This is a genomic window from Salinispora sp. H7-4, assembly GCF_013416675.1.
GTDB lineage: Bacteria > Actinomycetota > Actinomycetes > Mycobacteriales > Micromonosporaceae > Micromonospora > Micromonospora vitiensis.
This window is the reverse complement of sequence record NZ_JABZED010000050.1, coordinates 143,300-163,773: the sequence shown is the minus strand read 5'-3', so window position 1 is coordinate 163,773 and position 20,474 is coordinate 143,300. Positions and strand designations below refer to the sequence as shown.

The 20,474-nt window shown below is 72.5% G+C and carries 18 protein-coding genes; 7 read left to right on the top strand and 11 right to left on the bottom strand.

From position 1 onward, the window contains the following. Nucleotides 1–6 precede the first annotated feature (6 nt). The 8 genes from H0524_RS19765 to H0524_RS19730 form a co-directional block, all read right to left on the bottom strand. Nucleotides 7–1,170 (bottom strand): acyl-CoA dehydrogenase family protein, encoded by a 1,164-nt coding sequence (locus H0524_RS19765; protein ID WP_180199975.1) that lies wholly within the window; start codon nt 1,168–1,170, stop codon nt 7–9. Beyond that, entirely contained in the window at nt 1,167–3,164 is a 1,998-nt protein-coding gene (locus tag H0524_RS19760) for a biotin carboxylase N-terminal domain-containing protein (protein ID WP_180199974.1), read from the bottom strand. Before H0524_RS19760 ends, H0524_RS19765 begins: the two co-directional genes overlap by 4 nt. A 56-nt stretch (nt 3,165–3,220) precedes the next feature. Next, entirely contained in the window at nt 3,221–4,822 is a 1,602-nt protein-coding gene (locus H0524_RS19755; protein WP_018726554.1) for a carboxyl transferase domain-containing protein, read from the bottom strand. Then, nucleotides 4,819–5,991 (bottom strand): acyl-CoA dehydrogenase family protein, encoded by a 1,173-nt coding sequence (locus tag H0524_RS19750; RefSeq protein ID WP_180199973.1) that lies wholly within the window; start codon nt 5,989–5,991, stop codon nt 4,819–4,821. Before H0524_RS19750 ends, H0524_RS19755 begins: the two co-directional genes overlap by 4 nt. Continuing rightward, the gene (locus tag H0524_RS19745; protein WP_375372016.1) at nt 5,988–7,736 is read right to left on the bottom strand and encodes an acyclic terpene utilization AtuA family protein; all 1,749 of its coding nucleotides are present in this window, start codon (nt 7,734–7,736) and stop codon (nt 5,988–5,990) included. Before H0524_RS19745 ends, H0524_RS19750 begins: the two co-directional genes overlap by 4 nt. Beyond that, nucleotides 7,733–8,542 (bottom strand): TIGR03084 family metal-binding protein, encoded by an 810-nt coding sequence (locus tag H0524_RS19740; RefSeq protein WP_180199972.1) that lies wholly within the window; start codon nt 8,540–8,542, stop codon nt 7,733–7,735. The genes H0524_RS19745 and H0524_RS19740 overlap by 4 nt, the downstream gene beginning before the upstream one ends. Before the next feature lie 37 nt (nt 8,543–8,579). After that, a complete protein-coding gene (locus H0524_RS19735; RefSeq protein WP_026322611.1) occupies nt 8,580–9,185 on the bottom strand; it encodes a TetR/AcrR family transcriptional regulator in 606 nt (201 codons plus the stop codon). Nucleotides 9,186–9,324: 139 nt separating this feature from the next. Then, nucleotides 9,325–10,002: a Crp/Fnr family transcriptional regulator gene (locus tag H0524_RS19730; protein WP_018222205.1), complete on the bottom strand. Its 678-nt coding sequence runs from the start codon at nt 10,000–10,002 to the stop codon at nt 9,325–9,327. A gap of 216 nt (nt 10,003–10,218) precedes the next feature. Here H0524_RS19730 and H0524_RS19725 point away from each other — a divergent pair, with 216 nt between their 5' ends. From H0524_RS19725 to H0524_RS19700, 6 genes are all read left to right on the top strand, one after another. After that, entirely contained in the window at nt 10,219–10,965 is a 747-nt protein-coding gene (locus H0524_RS19725; protein WP_180199971.1) for an adenosylcobinamide amidohydrolase, read from the top strand. A 92-nt stretch (nt 10,966–11,057) separates the two neighbouring features. After that, a complete protein-coding gene (locus H0524_RS19720) occupies nt 11,058–12,197 on the top strand; it encodes a CapA family protein (protein WP_180199970.1) in 1,140 nt (379 codons plus the stop codon). A 70-nt stretch (nt 12,198–12,267) separates the two neighbouring features. After that, nucleotides 12,268–13,047, top strand: a complete 780-nt coding sequence (gene nth, locus H0524_RS19715; protein WP_180199969.1) for an endonuclease III — start codon at nt 12,268–12,270, stop codon at nt 13,045–13,047. Further along, nucleotides 13,044–13,676, top strand: a complete 633-nt coding sequence (locus H0524_RS19710) for a TlpA disulfide reductase family protein (RefSeq protein ID WP_180199968.1) — start codon at nt 13,044–13,046, stop codon at nt 13,674–13,676. Before nth ends, H0524_RS19710 begins: the two co-directional genes overlap by 4 nt. A gap of 43 nt (nt 13,677–13,719) precedes the next feature. Continuing rightward, the gene (locus tag H0524_RS19705) at nt 13,720–14,412 is read left to right on the top strand and encodes a CoA pyrophosphatase (protein ID WP_180199967.1); all 693 of its coding nucleotides are present in this window, start codon (nt 13,720–13,722) and stop codon (nt 14,410–14,412) included. 63 nt (nt 14,413–14,475) lie between these two features. Beyond that, nucleotides 14,476–15,654 (top strand): MarP family serine protease, encoded by a 1,179-nt coding sequence (locus H0524_RS19700; RefSeq protein WP_180199966.1) that lies wholly within the window; start codon nt 14,476–14,478, stop codon nt 15,652–15,654. A gap of 5 nt (nt 15,655–15,659) precedes the next feature. On the opposite strand, the gene H0524_RS19695 is transcribed toward H0524_RS19700, so the two are convergent. The 3 genes from H0524_RS19695 to H0524_RS19685 form a co-directional block, all read right to left on the bottom strand. Further along, complete coding sequence (locus tag H0524_RS19695; RefSeq protein WP_180199965.1) at nt 15,660–16,382, bottom strand: phosphatase PAP2 family protein; 723 nt, start codon at nt 16,380–16,382, stop codon at nt 15,660–15,662. A gap of 9 nt (nt 16,383–16,391) precedes the next feature. After that, on the bottom strand, nt 16,392–17,771 hold the full coding sequence (gene mycP, locus H0524_RS19690) for a type VII secretion-associated serine protease mycosin (protein WP_180199964.1): 1,380 nt from the start codon (nt 17,769–17,771) through the stop codon (nt 16,392–16,394). A gap of 286 nt (nt 17,772–18,057) precedes the next feature. Continuing rightward, nucleotides 18,058–18,564, bottom strand: a complete 507-nt coding sequence (locus tag H0524_RS19685) for an inorganic diphosphatase (protein WP_018222215.1) — start codon at nt 18,562–18,564, stop codon at nt 18,058–18,060. 236 nt (nt 18,565–18,800) lie between these two features. Between H0524_RS19685 and dacB the strand changes: the two genes are divergently transcribed. Continuing rightward, the gene (gene dacB, locus H0524_RS19680; protein WP_375372018.1) at nt 18,801–20,462 is read left to right on the top strand and encodes a D-alanyl-D-alanine carboxypeptidase/D-alanyl-D-alanine-endopeptidase; all 1,662 of its coding nucleotides are present in this window, start codon (nt 18,801–18,803) and stop codon (nt 20,460–20,462) included. Nucleotides 20,463–20,474 lie beyond the last annotated feature (12 nt).

Sequence of the window (20,474 nt, the reverse complement as noted above, 5' to 3'; positions counted from 1 at the left end):
CCCAGATCAGTACGACTTCTCCTGGCCGAGGACGTGCTGGGCCACGAAGTTCAGGATCATCTCCCGGGTGACCGGGGCGATCCGTCCGGCCCGGGAAGCCCCGAGCAGCGTCGCCACCCCGTACTCGGTGGTCATGCCGGCCCCGCCGTGGGCCTGGATCGCCGTGTCCACGGCCAGCGCCGCCGCGTCCCCGGAGGCGTACTTGGCCATGTTGCCGGCGACCCCCGCCTCCAGGTCCCGCCCGGCGTCGTAGAGCACCGCCGCCTTCTGGACCATCAGCCGGGACAACTCCACCTGCACCGCCGCGTGCGCCAGGGGATGCGACACCCCCTGGTGGGAGCCGATCGACCGGCCACCCCACACCTTCCGGGTCGCCGTGTACTCCGAGGCGCGTTCGAGCGCGTACCGGCCGGAGCCGACACTCATCGCGCCGATCGTGATCCGCTCCGGGTTCAGCCCGGCGAAGAGCGCCGGCAGGCCGGCGTCCAGGGACTCGCCGACCAACGCCTCCGCCGGCACCCGTACGTCGTCGAGGTAGAGCAGGAACTGGTCCTCCGGGGAGAGGATCTCCATGTCCAGCTTGGAGTAGGTCAACCCCGCCGCGTCCCTCGGCACGAGGAACAGTGCCGGCTTCAGCTTGCCGGTCGTGGCGTCCTCGGACCGCGCCACCACCAGCACGTGCCCCGCCTGGTCGACGCCGGAGATGTAGCACTTGCGGCCGGAGATCAACCAGTCGTCGCCGTCCCGGCGGGCCACCGTGCCGAGCCGGTGGAAGTTCGACCCGGCCTCCGGCTCGGTGATCGCGAAGGCGATCCGCTGGGAGCCGTCGGCGATGCCGGGGAGGTGGCGCTTGCGCTGCTCCTCGGTGCCGTGCCGGTTGATGATCGTCGCGACGATGGCGGGGGAGACCACCAGCAGTAGCAGCGGGCAACCGGAGGCGGCGAACTCCTCGCAGACGATGGCGAGTTCGGTGATGCCGCCGCCTCCGCCGCCGTACTCGGTCGGGATGTTCACGCCGAGGTAGCCCAACCCGCCGGCTTCGTTCCACAGTTCGGTGGTGCGTTCGCCGGCCTTGGCCTTCTCGACGAAGTACCGGTGGCCGTACTGCTTGCCCAGCGCCCGTACGGCGTCGCGGAGCTGCTCCTGCTCGGGGGTGGGGTCGAAGTTCATGACTGTGTCTCCTCGTCGGGGTTGACCACGGCCAGTACGGCGCCGGTCTCGACCTGGCCGCCGGTGGACACCGGTAGCTCGGCGACGACGCCGTCGGTGGGGGCGAGCACGGGGTGCTCCAGCTTCATTGCTTCCAGGGTCAGCAGCAGGTCACCGGCGGCGACCCGCTGGCCGAGCTCGACCTGCACCCGGGTCACCGTGCCGGGCAGCGGCGCGAGCAGCGACCCGGCCGCCAGCTCCGCGCCGGGGAGCGGGAAGCGGGGCAGCTCGGTGAGGCTCACCGCCCCGTCCGGGCCGTCCACGAAGACCTCCGCCCCCACCCGGTGTACGCGGTAGCTCCGGCGTACCCCGGCGACCTCCAGCACCACCCGGTACGGGTGCGCCTCGACCAGGGCGAGGGCCGGTGCCGAGTCCAGCCCGGGCGGACAGCCGTCCACCGTCCATTCGACGAGTGCGCCGCGGCGGTCCAGGCGGTAGCGCACCTCGATCTCGTCGCCGTCCGCGCTGGCGTAGCGGGTGACCTGCGCGAAGGCGGGCACGTTGCGCCAACCCGAGGGGAGCCCGGCCAGTACCGGGGCGGCGGCCCGGCGGTCGGCGGCCGAGGCGAGCGCCGCCGCCACCGCGACCACCGGCAGCTCACCGGCGGAGACCAGCGGCGCGAGCACCTCGGGGTGCCGGTCCAGGAAGCCGGTGTCGAGGTCGACGGCGGCGAACTCCGGGCTGCGCAGGATGCGGACCAGCTGATCGCGGTTGGTGGCTACCCCGTGCAGCTCGGCCCGGGCCAGCGCGCCGGCCAGCGCGCGGGCCGCCTCGCCCCGGGTGGGTGCCCAGGCCATCACCTTCGCGAGCATCGAGTCGTAGTGGACGCCCACCACCGAGCCGTCCGTGACGCCGGAGTCCAGCCGCAGGCCGGCCCCGGTCAGCGGCCCGAACTCGGCCGACAACCCGGGGACCGCGAACCGGTGCAGGGTGCCCGTCGCCGGCCGGTACCCGTGGGCGGGCTCCTCGGCGCAGAGGCGTACCTCGATGGCGTGCCCGGTGGCCGGTGGGGTCGTGTCGATCGGCAGCGGGTTGCCCTCGGCGACGAGTAGTTGCAGGCGGACCAGGTCCAGGCCGGTGGTCAGCTCGGTCACCGGATGCTCCACCTGCAGGCGGGTGTTCATCTCCAGGAAGTAGATCTCCCCGTCCGAGGCGAGCAGGAATTCGACGGTGCCCGCACCGAGGTAGTCGACCGCCCGGCCGGCGGCCACCGCCGCCGCGTGGAGCCGCTGGCGTACCTCGGGCGCGAGTACGCCCGGCGCCTCCTCGACGATCTTCTGATGCCGGCGTTGGATCGAGCAGTCCCGCGCCCCCAGGGCCACCACCGTCCCGAACTGGTCGCCCAGGATCTGCACCTCGACGTGCCGGCCACGTTCGACGTACCGCTCGATGAAGACGGTGCCGTCGCCGAACGCGGAGGCCGCCTCGCGGCGGGCGCTGGCGATGGCGTCGGCGAGACCGTCGGCGGCGCGGACCACCCGCATGCCCCGGCCACCACCTCCGGCGGCCGCCTTCACCAACACGGGGAAGCCGTTGACCTGGTCGGCGTCGGTCCAGCTGGGCAGCATGGGTACGCCGGCCTCGGCGAGTAGCGTCTTCGCCGCCAGCTTGTCCCCCATCGCGGCGATCGCCTTGGCCGGTGGCCCGACCCAGGCCAGCCCGGCGTCGGTGACCGCCGTGGCGAACTCGGCGTTCTCGGCGAGGAAGCCGTAGCCCGGATGGACGGCGTCGGCCCCGGCCCGCCGGGCCGCGGCCAGGACGAGGTCGATCCGCAGGTACGTCTCGGCGGGTGTGTTCCCGGGCAGCCGGACGGCGTGGTCGGCCTCGGCGACGAAGGGCGCCTCGGCGTCCGCGTCGGAGTGCACGGCGACCGTCTCGATCCCGAGTGCCCGGCAGGTGGTGAAGATCCGGCGGGCGATCTCGCCCCGGTTGGCGACCAGAAGTCTGCTGATCATCCGCGCTGCGTCTCCTTCGTTCGCGACTTGGGACCGGCCTGACTGTGCTGTGGCTGTCACATTCGGAAGACGCCGAAGCCGTCGGCGCCCCGCACCGGTGCGGTGTGGATCGCCGACAGGCAGAGCCCGAGGACGGTACGGGTGTCCCGCGGGTCGATGACGCCGTCGTCGTAGAGCCGACCGGAGAGGAAGAGTGCCCCGGACTGGGACTCGATCTGCTGCTCGACCATCGTCCGCATGGCGGCGTCGGAATCCTCGTCGTACTCCCGGCCCTTCGCGGCGGCGGCCTGCCGGGCGACGATGGAGAGCACCCCGGCGAGCTGGGCCGGGCCCATCACCGCCGACTTCGCGTTCGGCCAGGTGAACAGGAACCTCGGCTCGTACGCCCGGCCGCACATGCCGTAGTTGCCGGCGCCGTAGGAGGCGCCGAGGTTCACCGTCAGGTGCGGCACCGTCGAGTTCGACACCGCGTTGATCATGAGGGCGCCGTGTTTGATGATGCCGCGCTGCTCGTACTCGGTGCCGACCATGTAGCCGGTGGTGTTCTGGAGGAAGATCAACGGGGTGTCGGCGGCGTTGGCGAGCTGGATGAACTGGGCCGCCTTCTGCGCCTCCGCGTTGAACAGGACACCGCGGGCGTTGGCGAGTATCCCGACCGGGTAGCCGTGCAGCTCGCCCCAGCCGGTGACCAGCGCGGTGCCGTAGGTCGGCTTGAACTCGTCGAACTCGCTGCCGTCCAGTACCCGAGCGATGATCTCGCGTGGGTCGAATGGCACCTTCAGGTCGGCGCTGGCGATGCCGAGCAGCTCCTCCGGGTCGTACCGGGGTGGCCGGGGGTCGGCCGTACGGGGCGCGGGTCCCGTCTTGCGCCAGTTGAGCCGCCGTACGCACTGCCGGGCCAGTCGGATGCCGTCCCGTTCGTCCTCGGCCAGGTAGTCGGCCAGCCCGGAGGTGGTGGCGTGCATGGCCGCGCCGCCCAGCGACTCGTCGTCGGCGTCCTCGCCGGTGGCCATCTTCACCAGCGGCGGACCGGCCAGGTAGACCTGCGACCGGTCCCGAATCATGATCACGTGATCGGACATTCCCGGCACGTACGCGCCGCCCGCCGTGGCGTTGCCGAAGACCACGCTGACCGTGGGGATCCGCTCCGCCGAGAGCCGGGTCAGGTCGCGGAACACCCGCCCACCCGGGATGAAGATCTCCGCCTGGGTGGGGAGGTCCGCACCGGCCGACTCGACCAGGTTGATCATCGGTAGCCGGTTGGCCAGGGCGATCTCCCCGGCCCGCCGGCTCTTCGCCAGCGACCACGGGTTGACCGCGCCGCCGCGTACCGTCGGGTCGCTGGCAACGATCATGCACTCGACGCCCTCGACCGGGCCGATGCCGGTGACCACGCTGGCGCCGACCGGGAAGTCCGTGCCGTACGCGGCGACCGGTGACAGCTCCAGGAACGGGGCGTCCGGGTCGAGCAGCAGCTCGATGCGCTCGCGGGCGAGTAGCTTGCCGCGCTTGTGCTGCCGGGCGCGGTACTTCGCGCCGCCACCGTCGCGCGCCTGGTCCAGCGCGGAGTCCAGTTCGGTCAACCGGTCCAGCAGCGCCTCCCGGTTCTCCCGGAACGTCGCCGCAGCGGGATCGATCACGCTGTCGAGTGTGGTCACAGCCCCATGCCCTTCGCGATGATCTCGTTCATGATCTCGGTGGCGCCGCCGCCGATGCCGAGGATGCGCTGGTCGCGGTAGTGCCGCTCCACCTCGGAGTCGCGCAGGTAGCCGAAGCCGCCGTGCAGCTGCAACGCGGCATCTACTACGTCGGCGCAGGCGGCGACGGCGGTGTTCTTGGCCATCGCCACCTCGGTCATCACCATCTCCCCGGCGGCGACGCGGGCCGCCACCTCGAGCACGTGGGCGCGGGCCGACTCGGCGCGGGTGTGCATCTCGGCGAGCCGGTGCCGGACGAGCTGTCGGCTCGCCAGCGGGCGGCCGAAGGTCTCCCGGTCCCGGCACCAGCCCAGCGTCAGCTCCACGCAGCGCTGCGCCGTCGCGTACGCCTGGGTGGCCAGGGAGACCCGCTCGGCGGCGAAGTTCTGCATGATGGCGAGGAAGCCGGTGTTCTCCGCGCCGACCAGATTCGTCACCGGCACCCGGACATCGGCGAAGGAGAGCTCGGCGGTGTCCGAGCAGTGCCAGCCCAGCTTCTCCATCCGGCGGCCGACGGTGAAGCCCGGTGTGCCCTTCTCGATCACCAGCAGGGAGATGCCCTCGGCGCCCGGCCCGCCGGTCCGCACCGCGGTGGTCACGAAGTCGGCCCGGTGCCCGCTGGTGATGTACGCCTTGGCCCCGTTCACCAGGTAGTGGTCACCGTCCCGGCGGGCCGTCGTGCGCAGCCCGGCCACGTCCGAGCCGCCTCCCGGTTCGGTGACCGCCAGTGCGCCGATCGCCGCCCCGGCGAGGGTCGGTCGAACGAAGCGCGCGATCAGGTCGGTGCCGTCGTCCGACGCGGTTCCCGCCCCGGCGTGGTCGTTGGCGGCCACCAGGTGCGGCAGGGCGATCCCGTGCGTGAAGAGCGCCGCCACCAGCCCGGAGGAGCCGCCGGAACGGATGATCTCCTCGGTGACGACGACCGAGTCCAGCAGGTCACCGCCGCTGCCGCCGACCTCCTCGGTGAAGCCGATGCCGAGCAGGCCGACCTTGGCGGCGGTGGCGTGTAGCTCTCGGGGGACCTCGCCGGCCCGCTCCCAGTCATCGAAGTGTGGTAGCACCTCTTTGTCCATGAACGCCCGGGTCAGCTCGCGGAGCTGCCGACGTTCCGGGGTGTCGAGGATCGTCATGATGCCCCCTCCGGGATCAACTCGGCCGGAATCTGAACCATGCGGGAGCGGAGTAGCTCCCCCAGCGCCTTCGCCTGCGGATCGAAGCGGGTCGTGGCCGCCACCCCCAGCCCGAGCAGCCCTCGAATCATGAAGTTGACCGCCCGCAGGTTCGGTAGCTCGTACCGCTCGACGGTCAGCGGGGCGGTCTCCGGCAGCAACTCGGCGAGGCGCTCCACGGTCAGCCAGCCCCGCAGCCACTCCCAGCTCGCGTCGGTTCGCGCCCAGACCCCCAGGTTGGCGTCGCCCCCCTTGTCCCCGGACCGCGCCCCCACCAGCTCCCCGAGGGGCCGGCGTCGGGTTGGGTACGCGGCGGGGCCCTCGCCCGACACCGCCGTCCCCGAGGAGGTCGGGGTCGGCTGCGTCCGCGGCGGCGGGGGGATCGGTACGCGGGTGTCGTCGGGCAGGACCGCCACGTGCGCGACGCCGTCCTGCGCGACCGTGTCGGCGGTGAAGACCCCGTACGGGGACGCGTCGCCGGGCAGCGTGGTCAGGGTGCATCCCGGGTACGAGGCCAGGGCCAGCTCCACCGCCGCGGCGGAGAAGGCCCGCCCGGCCCGCGCCTTGTCCCCGTCCCGCAGGTGGACGTGGAGCAGGGCGCTCGCCGCCTCGGTGTCCGCCGTGTCGGGGTGGTCGGTGCGGGCGAGGACGAACTCCAGCCCGTCCTTGCCGACCGTCTCCTCCAGTTGCCCACGGACCAGGGCCGCCTTCGCCGGGATGTCCAGCCCGCAGAGGACGAAGGTCATCGAGTTGCGGAAGCCGCCGAGGTTGTTGACGCCAACCTTGAGCGTCTCCGGTGGTGGCGTCCCCCGGACCCCGGACACCCGGACCCGGTCCGGCCCGTCCGGGGTGAGGTGCACCGAGTCCAGGTGGGTGACCACATCCGGCCCGAGGTAGGCCGGCGCGCCCACCTCGTACAGGAGCTGGGCGGTGACCGTCTCGACGGTGACCGCACCCCCGGTGCCCGGGTGCTTCGTGAGCACCGACGAGCCGTCGGCGTGCAGCTCGGCGAGGGGGAAGCCGGGCCGGTGCCCGCCATCCGGCAGCTCGGTGAAGAAGCTGAAGTTACCGCCGGTCACTTGCGTGCCGCATTCGAGCAGATGCCCGGCGACCGTCGCGCCGGCGAGGGCGTCCAGGTCGCCGCGGTCCCAGCCGAACCGGGCGATCGCCGGCCCGACCACCAGGGAGGCGTCGGTGACCCGTCCGGTGACCACCACGTCGGCGCCGGCGTCGAGTACGGCGGCGATACCGAACGCCCCGAGGTACGCGTTCGCGGTCAGCGCGTCCGGCCGGGAAAGGGAGTCGCCCTCGACGTACCCGACCTTGAGGTCGAGCCCGAGCCGTTGGGCGAGGGAGCGGACGGCGGCGGCCAGCCCGGCGGGGTTCAGCCCCCCGGCGTTGGTGACGATCCGGACGCCACGCTCCTGCGCGGTGCCGAGGGTTCCTTCGAGTTGACGCAGGAAGGTCCGCGCGTAGCCGAGGTCGGGGTCGCGCATCCGGTCCCGACCCAGGATGAGCAGGGTCAGTTCGGCGAGGTAGTCCCCGGTGAGTACGTCCAGCTCGCCACCGTCGAGCATCTCCTGCCAGGCGGAGAAGCGGTCGCCGTAGAAGCCGGAGGCGTTGCCGACCCGCAGCCGGGCGCGCGTGCGGTCGACGGTGCCGGTGCTCGTACTGTCGGCGGTGCGCACGCCGTCGCCGGTGCTCACGCCGTTGCCTGCGCTTGTGGCGTCCGGCCAGCACCGGGCGGGCCGGCGAAGGCCTGGGCCACGTCCAGCCAGGCATCGGCGACCGGCCCGGTCGCGGTGAGGGTGAGATCGGCGCGGTGCCGGCGTTGGGTCACCAGCAGGCAGAAGTCCAGTGCCGGTCCGGTTACCCGGTCGGCGGCGTCCGCGGGACCGTAGGCCCAGGTCGCGCCGGCGGTGTCGGTGCTGGTCGGTGGTGCGGTCAGTTCGATTCGGACCGGTGCGGTCGGAAGTGGGCGACCGTGTGCGGCGAAGGAGTGCGGCAGCGTCCGGAAGCCGAGGTGCGCGATGTGCCGCAGCCGTGCCGTGGCCGGCGGAGTGGCCCTGAGCGCGTCTGCCACGTCCGCGCCGTGTGCCCAGGTTTCCATGATCCGCGCGGTAGCCATCGACGCGGGGGACATCCTGGTGCCGTACCAGGGGAGCTTCTCGCCCGCGGGGGCGGCCGCGAGGGCGGCGGCGAGCGCCGCCCGGCCGGAGCGCCAGCGGGGCAGCAGCTCGGCCGGCGGGGCGAGGAACTCCTCCGCGCCCGCGTCCACCAGCCGGGTCGGGTCGGGTGCGGTGGCGACGGAGGCGTAGAACGCGTCGGCGTCCGTCGCGGCGAGCTGCGCGACGTGATCGGTCCAGGCCAGGTGCGCGATCTGGTGGCCGATCGTCCAACCGGGTGCGGGCGTGGCGCGGGCCCACTCGGCGCTCGACAGCGGTGCCACGAGCGCGTCCAGTTCGGCTGACTCGGCGGCCAGATCGGTCAGCAGGTCCGTCAGGTTGACCATGGTGCCTCCGGGGGAGTCGGCGGTGGTGCGGGACGGGTCAGGGGGCGAGGAGTTCGGTGAGTTGGCGTTTCCAGGCGGTGAGCAGTGTGGTGCGCCGGGCGGAGTCGTCGTTGAGCAGGTTCGCCACGCCGAGGCCGCGGAGCAGGTCGAGGGTGGCCTGCACCGCCTCCCGTACGCCGGGTTGGCGCTCATCAACCTCGAGCAGGGCGACGGTCAGCCGGTGCATCTCCCGGCCGAGGCGGGCCTCCAGCGGCACCAGCGCCGTCCGTAGTTCGTGGTCGGTGCGGGCGGCGACCCACAGCTCCAGGGCGGCGATGAAGAGCGGCCCGGTGAAGGCCGCGGCGAGCAGGTCCACCACCCGGTCCAACCGCTGTGGGCCGGCGGGCAGGGCCTTCGCCTCGATGCGCAGCTCCTCCGCGCGTCGTTCGGCGAGGTGCGCGACCGCGGCGGTGACCAGGGCTGCCTTGGTGGGGTAGTGGTGTAGCTGGGCGCCCCGGGACACCCCGGCCCGGTTCGCTATGACGGTCGTCGTGGTGCCGGACCAGCCATGCTCGACCAGGCATGCCACGGTGGCCTCAAGCAGTCGGGCCTGAGTGGCGCGGCTGCGTTCCTGTTGGGGGACGCGGGTCGATGTTCCGGACACGGCCTCAGCGTGCCGTCCCCAAAACAAACAGTCAAGCCTGATTTTTTTGGGGCGAGCAAAACGGCGGCCGGCGAACCAGCCGCCGTTGCAGCGGTAACACCATCCCCCGTGGATTCCGGATCGACGGGTGGGTGGGCGATCAGACGCGGGCGCGGCGAGCCAGGCGCTCCGGGTCGAGGATGATGATGCTCTTGCCGTCCAGGCGTAGCCAGCCCCGCGAGGCGAAGTCGGCGAGGGCCTTGTTGACCGTCTCCCGGGAGGCGCCGACGAGCTGGGCGATCTCCTCCTGGGTCAGGTCGTGGGTCACCCGCAGCACCCCGCCGTCCCGGGTGCCGAAACGTCCCGCCAGCTGGAGCAGGTTCTTCGCGACCCGACCGGGTACATCAGTGAAGATCAGGTCGGCCAGCGAGTCGTTGGTCCGGCGCAGCCGGCGGGCGAGCACCCGCAGCAACTGCTCCGCGATCTCGGGCCGGTTGTTCAGCCAGGGGCGCAGCGCCTGCTTACGGAGCCGCACCAGGCGGGTGTCGGTCACCGCCGTCGCCGTCGCCGTCCGGGGCCCCGGGTCGAAGAGCGACAGCTCGCCGACCATGTCCGAAGGGCCCATGACCGCGATCAGGTTCTGTCGCCCGTCGGCCGCCCGGCGCCCGACCTTGATTTTGCCGGAGAGGAGGATGTACAGACTGTCACCGGGCTCGCCCTCGTTGAAGACGACATCGCCCTTGCGGACCTCGATCGTCTCCATCTCCTTGGCCAACGCCTCGGCAGCCTCCGGGTCGACCCCCTGGAAGATCCCACTCCGGGCCAGTACCTCGTCCATCGCGCACCTCCGCCTGCGCGTGCCGTCCGTCGGCGGGTCCGCCGTCCGCTTCTCCCTCGCGCTCGGTCAGTCTAGGCGCACGTGCGCAGATATTCCGAGGTGCACCCCGGGAAACGTGAGCGTTGGGCGTAACCTGCCGGCCGTCCTTGACGTTACGTTACCGCGCCGCAGCAGGTGAGATGTGCCGGGCGCCAGATCGCGCCGTAGGGTCGCCCAGTGCTGAACGAACCGTCACTGTGTACCCGTCGCGAGGACGGGCGGAACCTCCCGGTGCTGGTCTGGCGAGCTGAGCGGCCGTTACTCAGCGCGAGTTCAGCGGCGCTCGGCGGCGGGCTGGGCGTCCGGAGCTGGGTGATCAACGCGACCGTCCCGATGTCGTACGACCGGGACGACCCCGTCGCACACCTGGTCGAACTGGCCGCGGGGTTCGGCCTCGACAGCCCTGGAGTGGGGCTGCTTACCGGGGTGGACGTCGCGGAGGTGGTGGCCCGAACCGACACCGGAGTACGGGTCTGGGCGACCGTCGGGCTCGGTGTTCCGATCTGGGCCGCCGCCCCACCCGAGCACGCCCCGGCCCCACCCGAGCACGCCCCGGCCGTGCCTGCCCCGGCGGTGGCCGCCGCGGACGTGCCCGCCCCGGTGGTGTCCGCCGCGGAGGGTCATCCGGTCGGCACCGTCAACATCGTGGTGTACGTGCCGGCCCGGCTCGGTCCCGCCGCCCTGATCAACGCGGTGGCGACCGCCACCGAGGCGAAGGCGCAGGCCATCGCCGAACTGGGCGTGCCCGGCACCGGCACCCCGACCGACGCGGTCACCGTCTGCTGCCCGACCGAGGGACCCGAGGCACCGTACGGTGGCCCCCGCTCCACCTGGGGCGCACCGCTGGCCCGGGCGGTGCACCGGGCGGTCCTGGCCGGTGGCGCCCGCCCGGTGCGGCCGTGGTCGCAACAGTCAGTCGGCTGAGCGACCCCACCAGGAGCCGATCAGGTGTTGACGCTGGGCAGTTGCCCAATCGGCCTCGTCGGCAGGACGCGGGCCCGGTAGGGTCTCGGGCGATGCGCCCCCCAAAGACATTCACGTTCGCGACCCGTACGCGTCGGCTCCGGTCGGCCGGCGCGTTGCTCGCCGTGCTGGTTGTCGCCGGTTGCGGCGCGGTCGACTCCGATGCGGTCACGTCCGGCGGGGTCTGGCAGTCCGGCCCCGACGACAGCGCCCCCTCCGCCTCCCCGACCGAGGCGGCGGTGGTCTCCCTCAGCGCCACCGGCGACATCCTCCTGGGCAACGCCCCGGACCGGCTGCCCCCCAACGACGGCGAGGGCTTCTTCGACGAGGTACGCCCGGAGCTCGATGCCGACCTGGTGATGGGCAACCTGGAGGAGCCGCTCACCGTCGACACCGGGACCGGCAAGTGCGGCGACTCCACCAACTGCTACCAGTTCCGGGCCCCACCGGAGTACGCGGCGCACCTGCGCGATGGCGGGTTCGACCTGCTCAACCTGGCCAACAACCACGGAAACGACTTCGGCGCGAAGGGCCTGGAGAACACCCGGCAGGCACTGGAACAGTACGAACTGGCGCACACCGGGGCGCCGGATCAGATCACCCTCGTCGACGTACGTGGCGTCCAGGTGGCGGTGGCGGGCTTCTCGTCGTACGCGTGGTCGAACCCGCTGACCGACATCCCGGCGGCGTCACAGGTCATCAGCAAGGCCGCTGAGCAGGCGGACCTGGTGGTGGTGCAGGTGCACATGGGCGCGGAGGGCGCCGACAAGACCCAGGTCACACCGGGCACCGAGCAGTACCTGGGGGAGAACCGGGGCGACCCGGTCCGGTTCGCCAAGGCAATGATCGACGCCGGCGCGGATCTGATCGTCGGGCACGGCCCGCACGTCCTGCGCGGCATGGAGTTCTACCAGGGTCGGCTGATCGCGTACAGCCTGGGCAACTTCGCCGGCGGCGGAAACACGTTCAACCGCAGCGGCAAGCTCGGCTGGGGCGGCGTGCTCAAGGTTTCGCTGCAGCCCGACGGCACCTGGGCCGGTGGGTCGTTCGCCTCGACGTACCTGAACGAGTCGGGGCTGCCGGCAACGGACCCGGATGACCGGGGGCTGGGGCTGGTGCGTGAGCTCAGCGCCGCGGACTTCCCGGAGACCGGTGCGGTCTTCGATGACCTGGGGCGGATCAGCCGGCCGTAGCCGGGTTGAGGGTCGGCTCCATCGCGCGGCCACGAATGGGACCGCCGGCCGGCGACGTAGGCTGGCCGGCGTGACCAACAGCCTCAGGGAGACCGACCTCGGTCGGACGCGCCGCGCCCGGCGGATCGGGCGGGTGCTGGCCGACACCCACCCGGACGCGCACTGCGAACTCGACCACTCCAACCCGCTGGAGCTGGCGGTCGCCACGATCCTTTCCGCCCAGTGCACGGACAAGCGGGTCAACGAGGTCACCCCGAAGTTGTTCGCCCGCTACCCGCAGGCGACCGACTACGCCGGCGCCGACCGAGCCGAGCTGGAGGAGCTGATCCGCTCCACCGGCTTCTACCGCAACAAGACAGATTCCCTGATCCGGTTGGGCCAGGGGCTGGTCGAACGACACGACGGTCAGGTTCCCGGAAAACTGACCGACCTGGTGTCCCTGCCCGGAATCGGCCGCAAGACGGCGAACGTCATCCTCGGCAACGCGTTCGACGTACCGGGAATCACCGTTGACACGCACTTCAACCGACTCGTACGGCGGTGGGGGCTGACCACCGAGACCGACCCGGTCAAGATCGAGCATGCGATCGGGGCGCTCTATCCGAAGCGCGACTGGACGATGCTGTCGCACCGGATCATCTTCCACGGGCGCCGGGTCTGCGCGGCCCGAAAGCCGGCGTGCGGCGCCTGCACCCTGACGAAGCTCTGCCCGTCGTACGGGACCGGGCCGACCGACCCGGCGGTGGCCGCGCGGCTGCTCAAGGGCCCCCGGGCCCGGGAACTCGCGGTGGCCGCCGGCGTGGATCCGGAGCTGGTGCCGGCCCAGGACGGGGCGGTGGAGGCGCCGTGAGGAACCGGCTCGTCGCCCTGCTCGTCCCGGCGTTGCTGGCGGTGGCCGGCTGCACCGACGCCGGGCCGGAGAATGCCTCCCGCACCCGGGATGAGGCGGCGCAGAGCCGGCCGTCCCCGTTCGCGGACTGCTCCGGTCTGACCACCGACCGGCCCAGCGCCCCGCCCGCCAGCGGCACGGCCTCCGCTACCCCGGCCGCCGCCGGAACGCCCCTGCCGGAGCTGACGCTGGCCTGCTTCACCGGTGGCGCCCCAGTCGAGCTACGCCAGATCACGGGCCCGGCCGTGCTGAACCTCTGGGCCTCGTGGTGTGCCCCCTGCCGGGCCGAGCTGCCCGCGTTCCAGCGGCTCAGTGAGCGGGCCGAAGGACAGCTGACGGTCGTCGGGGTGAACATGCGGGACACCCGCAGCGGCGCCCAGTCGATCGGCGAGGACTTCGGAGTCCGCTTCCCCAGCCTGATCGACCAGGGCGAGGCGCTGCAACGGTCGTTGGGACGCAAGGCCATCCCGATGACCGTCCTCGTTGATGCCAACAGCCGGATCCGGCACGTCGATGTCTCCGGGGCGCTCGACGACGCCCGCCTTGCCGAGTTGGTCCGGGTACACCTGGGCGTGGTGGTGCCGGAATGAGCCGCCCGCATCTCGCCCGCTGCCCGGGTGCGGCGGTGGTGGGATGAGTCGGCAGCCGCCATCCTGGCTCGACCCGCTGCGGACCCGGCTGGGCAGCGCCCGGACGGAGGACTTCACCCGGCTGCCCACCCCGGAAAGCGGTGGGCGGGAGAGCGCCGTGCTGGTGCTGCTCGGCGAGGACCCCGGCACCGGCCCGGACGTGCTGATCCTGCAGCGAGCCGCCACCCTGCGTAACCATGCGGGGCAGCCGGCCTTTCCCGGTGGTGCCGCCGACCCGGAGGACGCGGACGCCTCCGCGACGGCGCTCCGCGAGGCGAACGAGGAAGTTGATCTCGATCCGAGGGCCGTCACCGTCCTCGCCGAACTGCCGAAGTTGTGGATTCCGGTCAGCGACTTCGTGGTGACCCCGGTGCTGGGCTGGTGGCATGCCCCCCACCCGGTGCACCCCCGGGAGCCGGCCGAGGTGGCGCACGTGGCCCGGATGCCGATCCCCGAACTGGTTGACCCGGAGAATCGGCTGCGCGTACGCCACCCGAGTGGCTGGATCGGCCCGGCCTTCTCCGTCCGCGGCATGCTGGTGTGGGGCTTCACCGCGGGGGTGCTCTCCACCCTGCTCGACATGGGGGGCTGGGCCCGCCCGTGGCGTCCGGGGCGGGTGCTGGACCTTCCCCCGGTGGCCGCAGACCCGGCGCCCTCCGCCGGGACTGATGAGGCGGACGAGAGCGCCCTGCGCTGACTCCCGTGACCTTGCGTAGCGGCAGCAGCGGTCCGGTGGGCCCGAGCCACGTAGGCTGGACCCGTGTCCGCCGTGGATCTCGTACTGCTCCTGCTCATGCTCGTGTTCGCGATCAGTGGATACCGCCAGGGCTTCGTCACCGGCGTGCTGTCGTTCTCCGGGTTCTTTCTCGGAGCACTGGCCGGTCTACAACTCGGGCCCCGGCTGGCACAGCAGTTCCTGGACAGCGGCACCCGGGTACTGGTCTCCCTGGTGGCGATCTTTGGGCTGGCGGTGGTGGGGCAGGCGCTCGCCGGCTGGCTCGGTACGCATCTGCGCCGCACGATCAGCAGTGACCTCGGGCGGCAGGCGGACGATATCGGCGGCGCCTTCGTCTCGCTCTTCGCCGTGCTCCTGGTCGCCTGGCTGGTCGCGGTCCCACTGGGCTCGTCGTCGCTGCCCTGGCTGGCCTCCGCGGTTCGCAACAGCGCGCTGCTCACCGTGGTGGACCGGGTCCTGCCCGAACAGGCGCAGGAGCTCTCCACCGCGCTGCGGGAGACCGTCGACACCAACGGCTTCCCGGACGTCTTCGGTGGTCTGGCGCCCACCCGCGCCCGGCAGGTCGCCCCGCCCGACCCGGCCCTCGCCGGTTCGCAGGTGGTCGCCAACAGTGAGAAATCCGTGGTCAAGGTGCTCGGCTCCGCCCCGAGCTGCTCCCGCCGCCTGGAAGGCTCCGGCTTCGTCTACGCCGACGACCGGGTGATGACCAACGCCCACGTGGTGGCCGGAACCCGCTCCGCCGTCGTCGAGCTCAACGGCGAGCGGTACGACGCCCAGGTGGTGGTGTACGACCCGGACCGGGACCTGGCAGTCCTGCACGTCCCGGGCCTGCCCGGCCCGTCGATGCGCTTCGCCGCCGGCAACGAGGACAGCGGCGCGGACGCGATCGTGCTCGGCTTCCCGCTCGACGGCCCGTACAACGCGCAGTCAGCCCGGGTCCGGGAGGTGGACGAGATCACCGGCCCGGACATCTACTCCAGCGGGAACGTGACCCGGGAGGTCTACACGATCCGGGCCCTGGTGCAGAGCGGGAACTCCGGCGGCCCGTTGGTCTCCACGAACGGCCTGGTGCTCGGGGTGATCTTCGCGGCGGCGGCCGACGACCCGAACACCGGCTTCGCGGTGACCGCGGCCGAGGCCCGCTCGGTCGCCCTGGCCGGGGCCGAACGCGTGCGCGGCGTCAGTACCGGTGAGTGCACCTGAGCACCTCAACGACGGTGCGGTGGGGTGGCCCGCCAGACCGCGAAGACCGCGGCGGTCGCGGCCACCACTGCGGTACCCAGCAGCCACCCGGCAACCACGTCGCTGCTCCAGTGCACGCCCAGCGCCACCCGACTGAACCCGGTCACCACAGCGAGGAGAAACGCGCCTGCCCAGACCGCGTACCGCTTCGCGGAGCGGCCCGGTCGGGGTCGGAAGACCACCAGCAGCACGCCGGCGGCGAGTGCCGCGTTCAGCGCGTGCCCGGACGGAAAGGCGAGCCCGACCGCCTGGGCCAGCGGTTTCGGGAACTCCGGCCGGGGCCGCCCGACGAGCAACTTGAGCAGTGGGCTCAGCAGCCCGCCGACAGTCATGGTGACGGCGACCCAGAGTGCCAACTGTCGGGCCTGGCGCCGGGCCAGCCAGCCAACCACCACCAGCGCGGCCAACCGTAGCGGCATCGGCGCGAAGACGTCGGTCCACACGTTCAGCACCCTGGCCCATTCCGGATGCCGCAGGCCGTAGTCGACGAGCGCCTCGGTCACCGCCCGATCCAGCCGTCGCAACGGCGACCAGGACGTCAACACCAGCAGCGCGAGCAGGAACGGCACCAACACCAGGAACGCGGAGACAACGGCGAGGGTCAGCCGCAGCCCCTGCCCGTTGTCCGGGTGCAGGCGGCGGTGGCGCCACGACGGCCGGGCGGCCGTGCCGGGGCCGAGCGCGCACATGGCCTCCGGCTACCCGGATCGCCAGCGGGCATTCCGGTGCGGCGTCCCTACCGGCGGAACCGGCGGTGGCGGGGAAGAGCGAGCGCACCGCTCACCCCTGGCGAACAGCGCGGCGGGCAACGCCAGCCCGGACCGGGGCTGTTCCGACGTGACATCGCCCCCACCAGCCCCCGTCGACCACGGCGCCGACGGGACGGGGACGGCCGGGAGGAATTCGAGCCCGGCGCCCTCGGTATCCGCGCTGGCCGTGGTCGGCGCCGGACCAAAGCCGACCACGCCCGGCGAGGACTGGTCGTCCAGCGGGTTGATCCCGACCGGCTGCACCTCGGCGGTCAGCGCCGCTACCGGGTCGACCAGCCCGTACCCGAAGCTGTCGTCCCGTCCGGCGGGACCGATGTCCGAAGCGGTGCGCAGCATTCGATTGATCACATCGCCAGCGGGCATCTCCGGATACCGGGCGCGAATCAGCGCGGCGGTGGCCGAGACCAGCGGCGCGCCGAAGCTGGTGCCCTGAACCCGCCAGTACCCGTCCGGCGGCCGCGCGCCCACCAGACCGGTCGCGGGCGCGGTGAGCACCGTCTCCTGGCCGGTGATCGCGCCGGACCAGAGCTGCCTACTCTCCTGGTCCAGCCCGGAGACCGCGACCACCCCCGGCTCCCGGGCCGGGTACCAGACCGTGCTGGAGTTCGAGGCGGTCTCGTTGCCGGTGCAGGCGACGACCACCACGTCCCGGGCGAACGCGTAGTCCAGCGCGGCGGCCAGCGCCGGGCTGGCGCTGCTGCCACCGAGCGACAGGTTGATCACCCGGGCGCCATTGTCAACGGCCCACCGTACGCCGTTCGCCACGATCAACGCGTCGTCGTAACGGTTCTCCGCGTCCAGGACCCGTACCGGCAGGATCCGGGCGTCGGGCGCGAGGCCCACCACTCCGCTGCTGTCGTCGTGGCGACCCGCGATCAACCCGGCCACCGTCGTACCGTGGCCCACCGGATCCGGGTCGGCGGTGGGCGAGGGCTCGACCAGGTCGAGACCGGGTAGCACCCGTCCAGCCAGGTCCGGATGCGTGCCATCCACACCGGAGTCGATGACCGCCACCACCACCCCGGCCCCGGTCGAGTGGCGCCACGCCGTACCGGCGCGCAACATGTCCAGCTGCCACTGGTCTTCGCGAACCTGGTCGGCGGAGCTCTCGGTCAGCTCCACCAGGGCCCTGCTGGCCGAGTGGCCGGGGCCCACGGCGGCGACCTGCCCCGGGCTGGGGAGGGCGGTGCTGACCGGCACGACGGCGGCGACCGGCACGACGAGGGCGACCGACGTCAGCGAGCGCAACACCCGCCCAGCAGGCCCCCGCCGGGCGGTGGACCTGCTATCACGCCGTACCCCGGTCACGTCCTTGATCCCTCGCGTTCGACCCACCTAGTCATAACGTTCGGAGATTACCGGTTCCCGCGGCCCCGATGGTGTATCCGGCGCCCTCGGACATGGCGGCGGCAGCTGGCGGGCTGAGGTCAGATGTTGCTGCCGGAGGCGACGGGCACCACCGGCGACGGCGGGCGGAGGCGCGCCGAGCTGGCCATTGCCGCCCCGGTGGTCTCGGTCGCCGGGTGGGTTCAACCGGTACGAACAGGACCGAGGGCTGCTCGGTTTGAGCGCCCCCGGTCCGTCGGTGTGTGGGTCAGTGCGCGGAGTCGCCGTGCTCCGCGGCCTCCCGGCCGCGCCGGATCGACGCGACGATCTCCTCCTCCGCCTCCTGCCGGCCCACCCAGGTGGCGCCCTCGACGGACTTACCGGGCTCGAGGTCCTTGTACACCTCGAAGAAGTGCTGGATCTCCAGCCGGTCGAACTCACCGAGGTGGTGGATGTCGCGGAGGTGCTCCTGACGCGGGTCCTCGTACGGGACGCAGAGAACCTTGTCGTCGCCACCCTTCTCGTCGGTCATCCGGAACATGCCGATGGTGCGGCACCGGATCAGGCAGCCCGGGAAGGTCGGCTCCGGGACCAGTACCAGGGCGTCCAGCGGGTCGCCGTCCTCGCCCAGGGTGCCCTCGATGAAGCCGTAGTCGGCGGGGTACTGCGTGGAGGTGAAGAGGGTACGGTCCAGTCGGATCCGACCGGTCACGTGGTCAACCTCGTACTTGTTGCGGTGACCCTTCGGGATCTCAACCGTGACGTCGAAATCCATCTGCACGCTCCTCGTCTGCCCACGCTGGCATTGACCGGCGGTTTCCGTCGCCGGACAGGCGGAACTCCCGCCTTACGGTCCGGTGGCCGCATAGTCTTCGGACCGAAGTAGTGTCACCCAAGCAGGTTCCGCGGGGCGAGGAGGGGGCCGTGGGGAGGGAAGATTCACACTACCGTCCGGAGCAGAGTACTGGACGGGAGACCGGCAGATCTGCTCGCGGCGGCGCGGTCGGGCGGGTGCCGGTGCCGGATGCCCACCCCGATCATCGGACTCCCGCCGGGTCGGCGCCGGGAACGCCGCCGGATCGACCCGGCCCGGCCGGACAGCCATCGGTGGCTCCCGGCAACGGCGGCGATGCCGCTGGTCCCCCGGCCCCCGGAGAATCCGATGAATCCGCTCCGAACCCGGGTGGCGAACCGGGCGCGCCCGCGGGCTACGGCGGCACTCGCGCCCCCGTACCGTCCGGCTCGACCTCGCCGGGTCGGCCCCGGCGTTGGCTGTTGCCGGCCGTGCTGGCCGCGGTGCTGCTCCTCGCGCTGGCCGCGGTCGGGGTCGCCGTGACGCGGCCGGGCCCGGCGGCCGAGTGGCGCGCCGGTGACACCGCCGCGGAGCCGCCGCCGGCGGTGTTGGCCAACGCTGATGGGAACGCGCTCGAACCCGCCGCCGCCGGGGTGCGCGCCGCGCTCGACCCGCTGGTCAGCTCCGCCGCGTTGGGCGAGGTGGTCAACGTCTCGGTCGCCGATGTCGCGACCGGGTCGGTCCTGTATGACCGGGGTGCTGCCGACGGCACCGTACCCGCCTCGGTGACCAAGCTGGTCACCGCCGCGACCGTACTGGCGGCGCGTGGCGCGGGGCACCGGATCCCCACCCGGGCTGTTGCCGGTGCGGCTCCCGGTGAGGTCGTACTCATCGGCGGGGGCGACCCGACGCTTGCGGTGGACGGCGCCGGCTTCTATCCGGGCGCGGCGCGCCTTGACGAGCTGGCCGCGCAGGTGAAGGCCGCGCTCGGCGACGTCGCGCCGGCACGGGTTGTGGTCGACTCGTCGCTGTACTCCGGGCCGGTGCACGCGCCCGGCTGGGACGACGACATTCCGACCGGCGGGTACGGCTCAGCGATTACCGCGCTGATGACCGACGGCGCCCGCGGTGACCTGGAGCAGGCGAAGCGGGACCACGACGACGGCACCCACGCCGCCGAACGGGTGCCGGAGCCGGACCTGCACGCCGGCGAGGCGTTTGCCCGGCTGCTGGGCGTACCGACGGACGCGGTCGAGCGGGGCCGGGCACCCGAGGCCGGAGCAGATGCGACGGCGGGTACGCCGGGCGCCGAGCTGGGCGTGGTGCAGTCGCTGCCGATGGTGCGACTCGTCGACATCATGATCGCTGACAGCGACAACGTGGTGGCCGAGGCGCTGGCCCGGCAGGTGGCCCTGGCCCGGGGGCAGCCGGCGTCATTCTCCGGTGCGGGGGAGTCGATGGAGGCGGTCGCGGGGGAGCTGGGGCTGCCGGTTGACGCGCTCACACTCACCGACGGCAGCGGCCTGTCCCGTGCCAACCGGATCAGTCCGGCGCTGCTCACCGACCTGATTCGGCTCGCCGCCGACGGGAGCCGTCCGGAGCTGGCGACGCTCTTCGGCGGCCTGCCGGTCGCCGCCTGGTCGGGTACCCTCGCCGACCGCTACACCGATGTCGCGGCGCAGGCCGGTGCCGGAATGGTCCGGGCCAAGACCGGCACGCTGACCGGGGTGCACGCGATCGCCGGCCTGGTGACCACCGCCGACGGGCGCCTGCTCACCTTCGCGGTGCTCACCGACCAGGCGCCCGGCGACGGGCTGGTGGCGGCCAGGATGACGTTGGATCGGGTCGCCGCGGCCCTCGCCTCCTGTGGCTGCCGCTGAGCCCAGCCTGGT

Bases quoted from the DNA above. Each gene is read 5' to 3' on its own strand.
- H0524_RS19765 (WP_180199975.1), bottom strand. From the start codon at position 1,170: ATGAACTTCGACCCCACCCCCGAGCAGGAGCAGCTCCGCGACGCCGTA.
- H0524_RS19760 (WP_180199974.1), bottom strand. From the start codon at position 3,164: ATGATCAGCAGACTTCTGGTCGCCAACCGGGGCGAGATCGCCCGCCGG.
- H0524_RS19750 (WP_180199973.1), bottom strand. From the start codon at position 5,991: ATGACGATCCTCGACACCCCGGAACGTCGGCAGCTCCGCGAGCTGACC.
- H0524_RS19740 (WP_180199972.1), bottom strand. From the start codon at position 8,542: ATGGTCAACCTGACGGACCTGCTGACCGATCTGGCCGCCGAGTCAGCC.
- H0524_RS19730 (WP_018222205.1), bottom strand. From the start codon at position 10,002: ATGGACGAGGTACTGGCCCGGAGTGGGATCTTCCAGGGGGTCGACCCG.
- H0524_RS19720 (WP_180199970.1), top strand. From the start codon at position 11,058: ATGCGCCCCCCAAAGACATTCACGTTCGCGACCCGTACGCGTCGGCTC.
- H0524_RS19705 (WP_180199967.1), top strand. From the start codon at position 13,720: ATGAGTCGGCAGCCGCCATCCTGGCTCGACCCGCTGCGGACCCGGCTG.
- H0524_RS19695 (WP_180199965.1), bottom strand. From the start codon at position 16,382: ATGTGCGCGCTCGGCCCCGGCACGGCCGCCCGGCCGTCGTGGCGCCAC.
- H0524_RS19685 (WP_018222215.1), bottom strand. From the start codon at position 18,564: ATGGATTTCGACGTCACGGTTGAGATCCCGAAGGGTCACCGCAACAAG.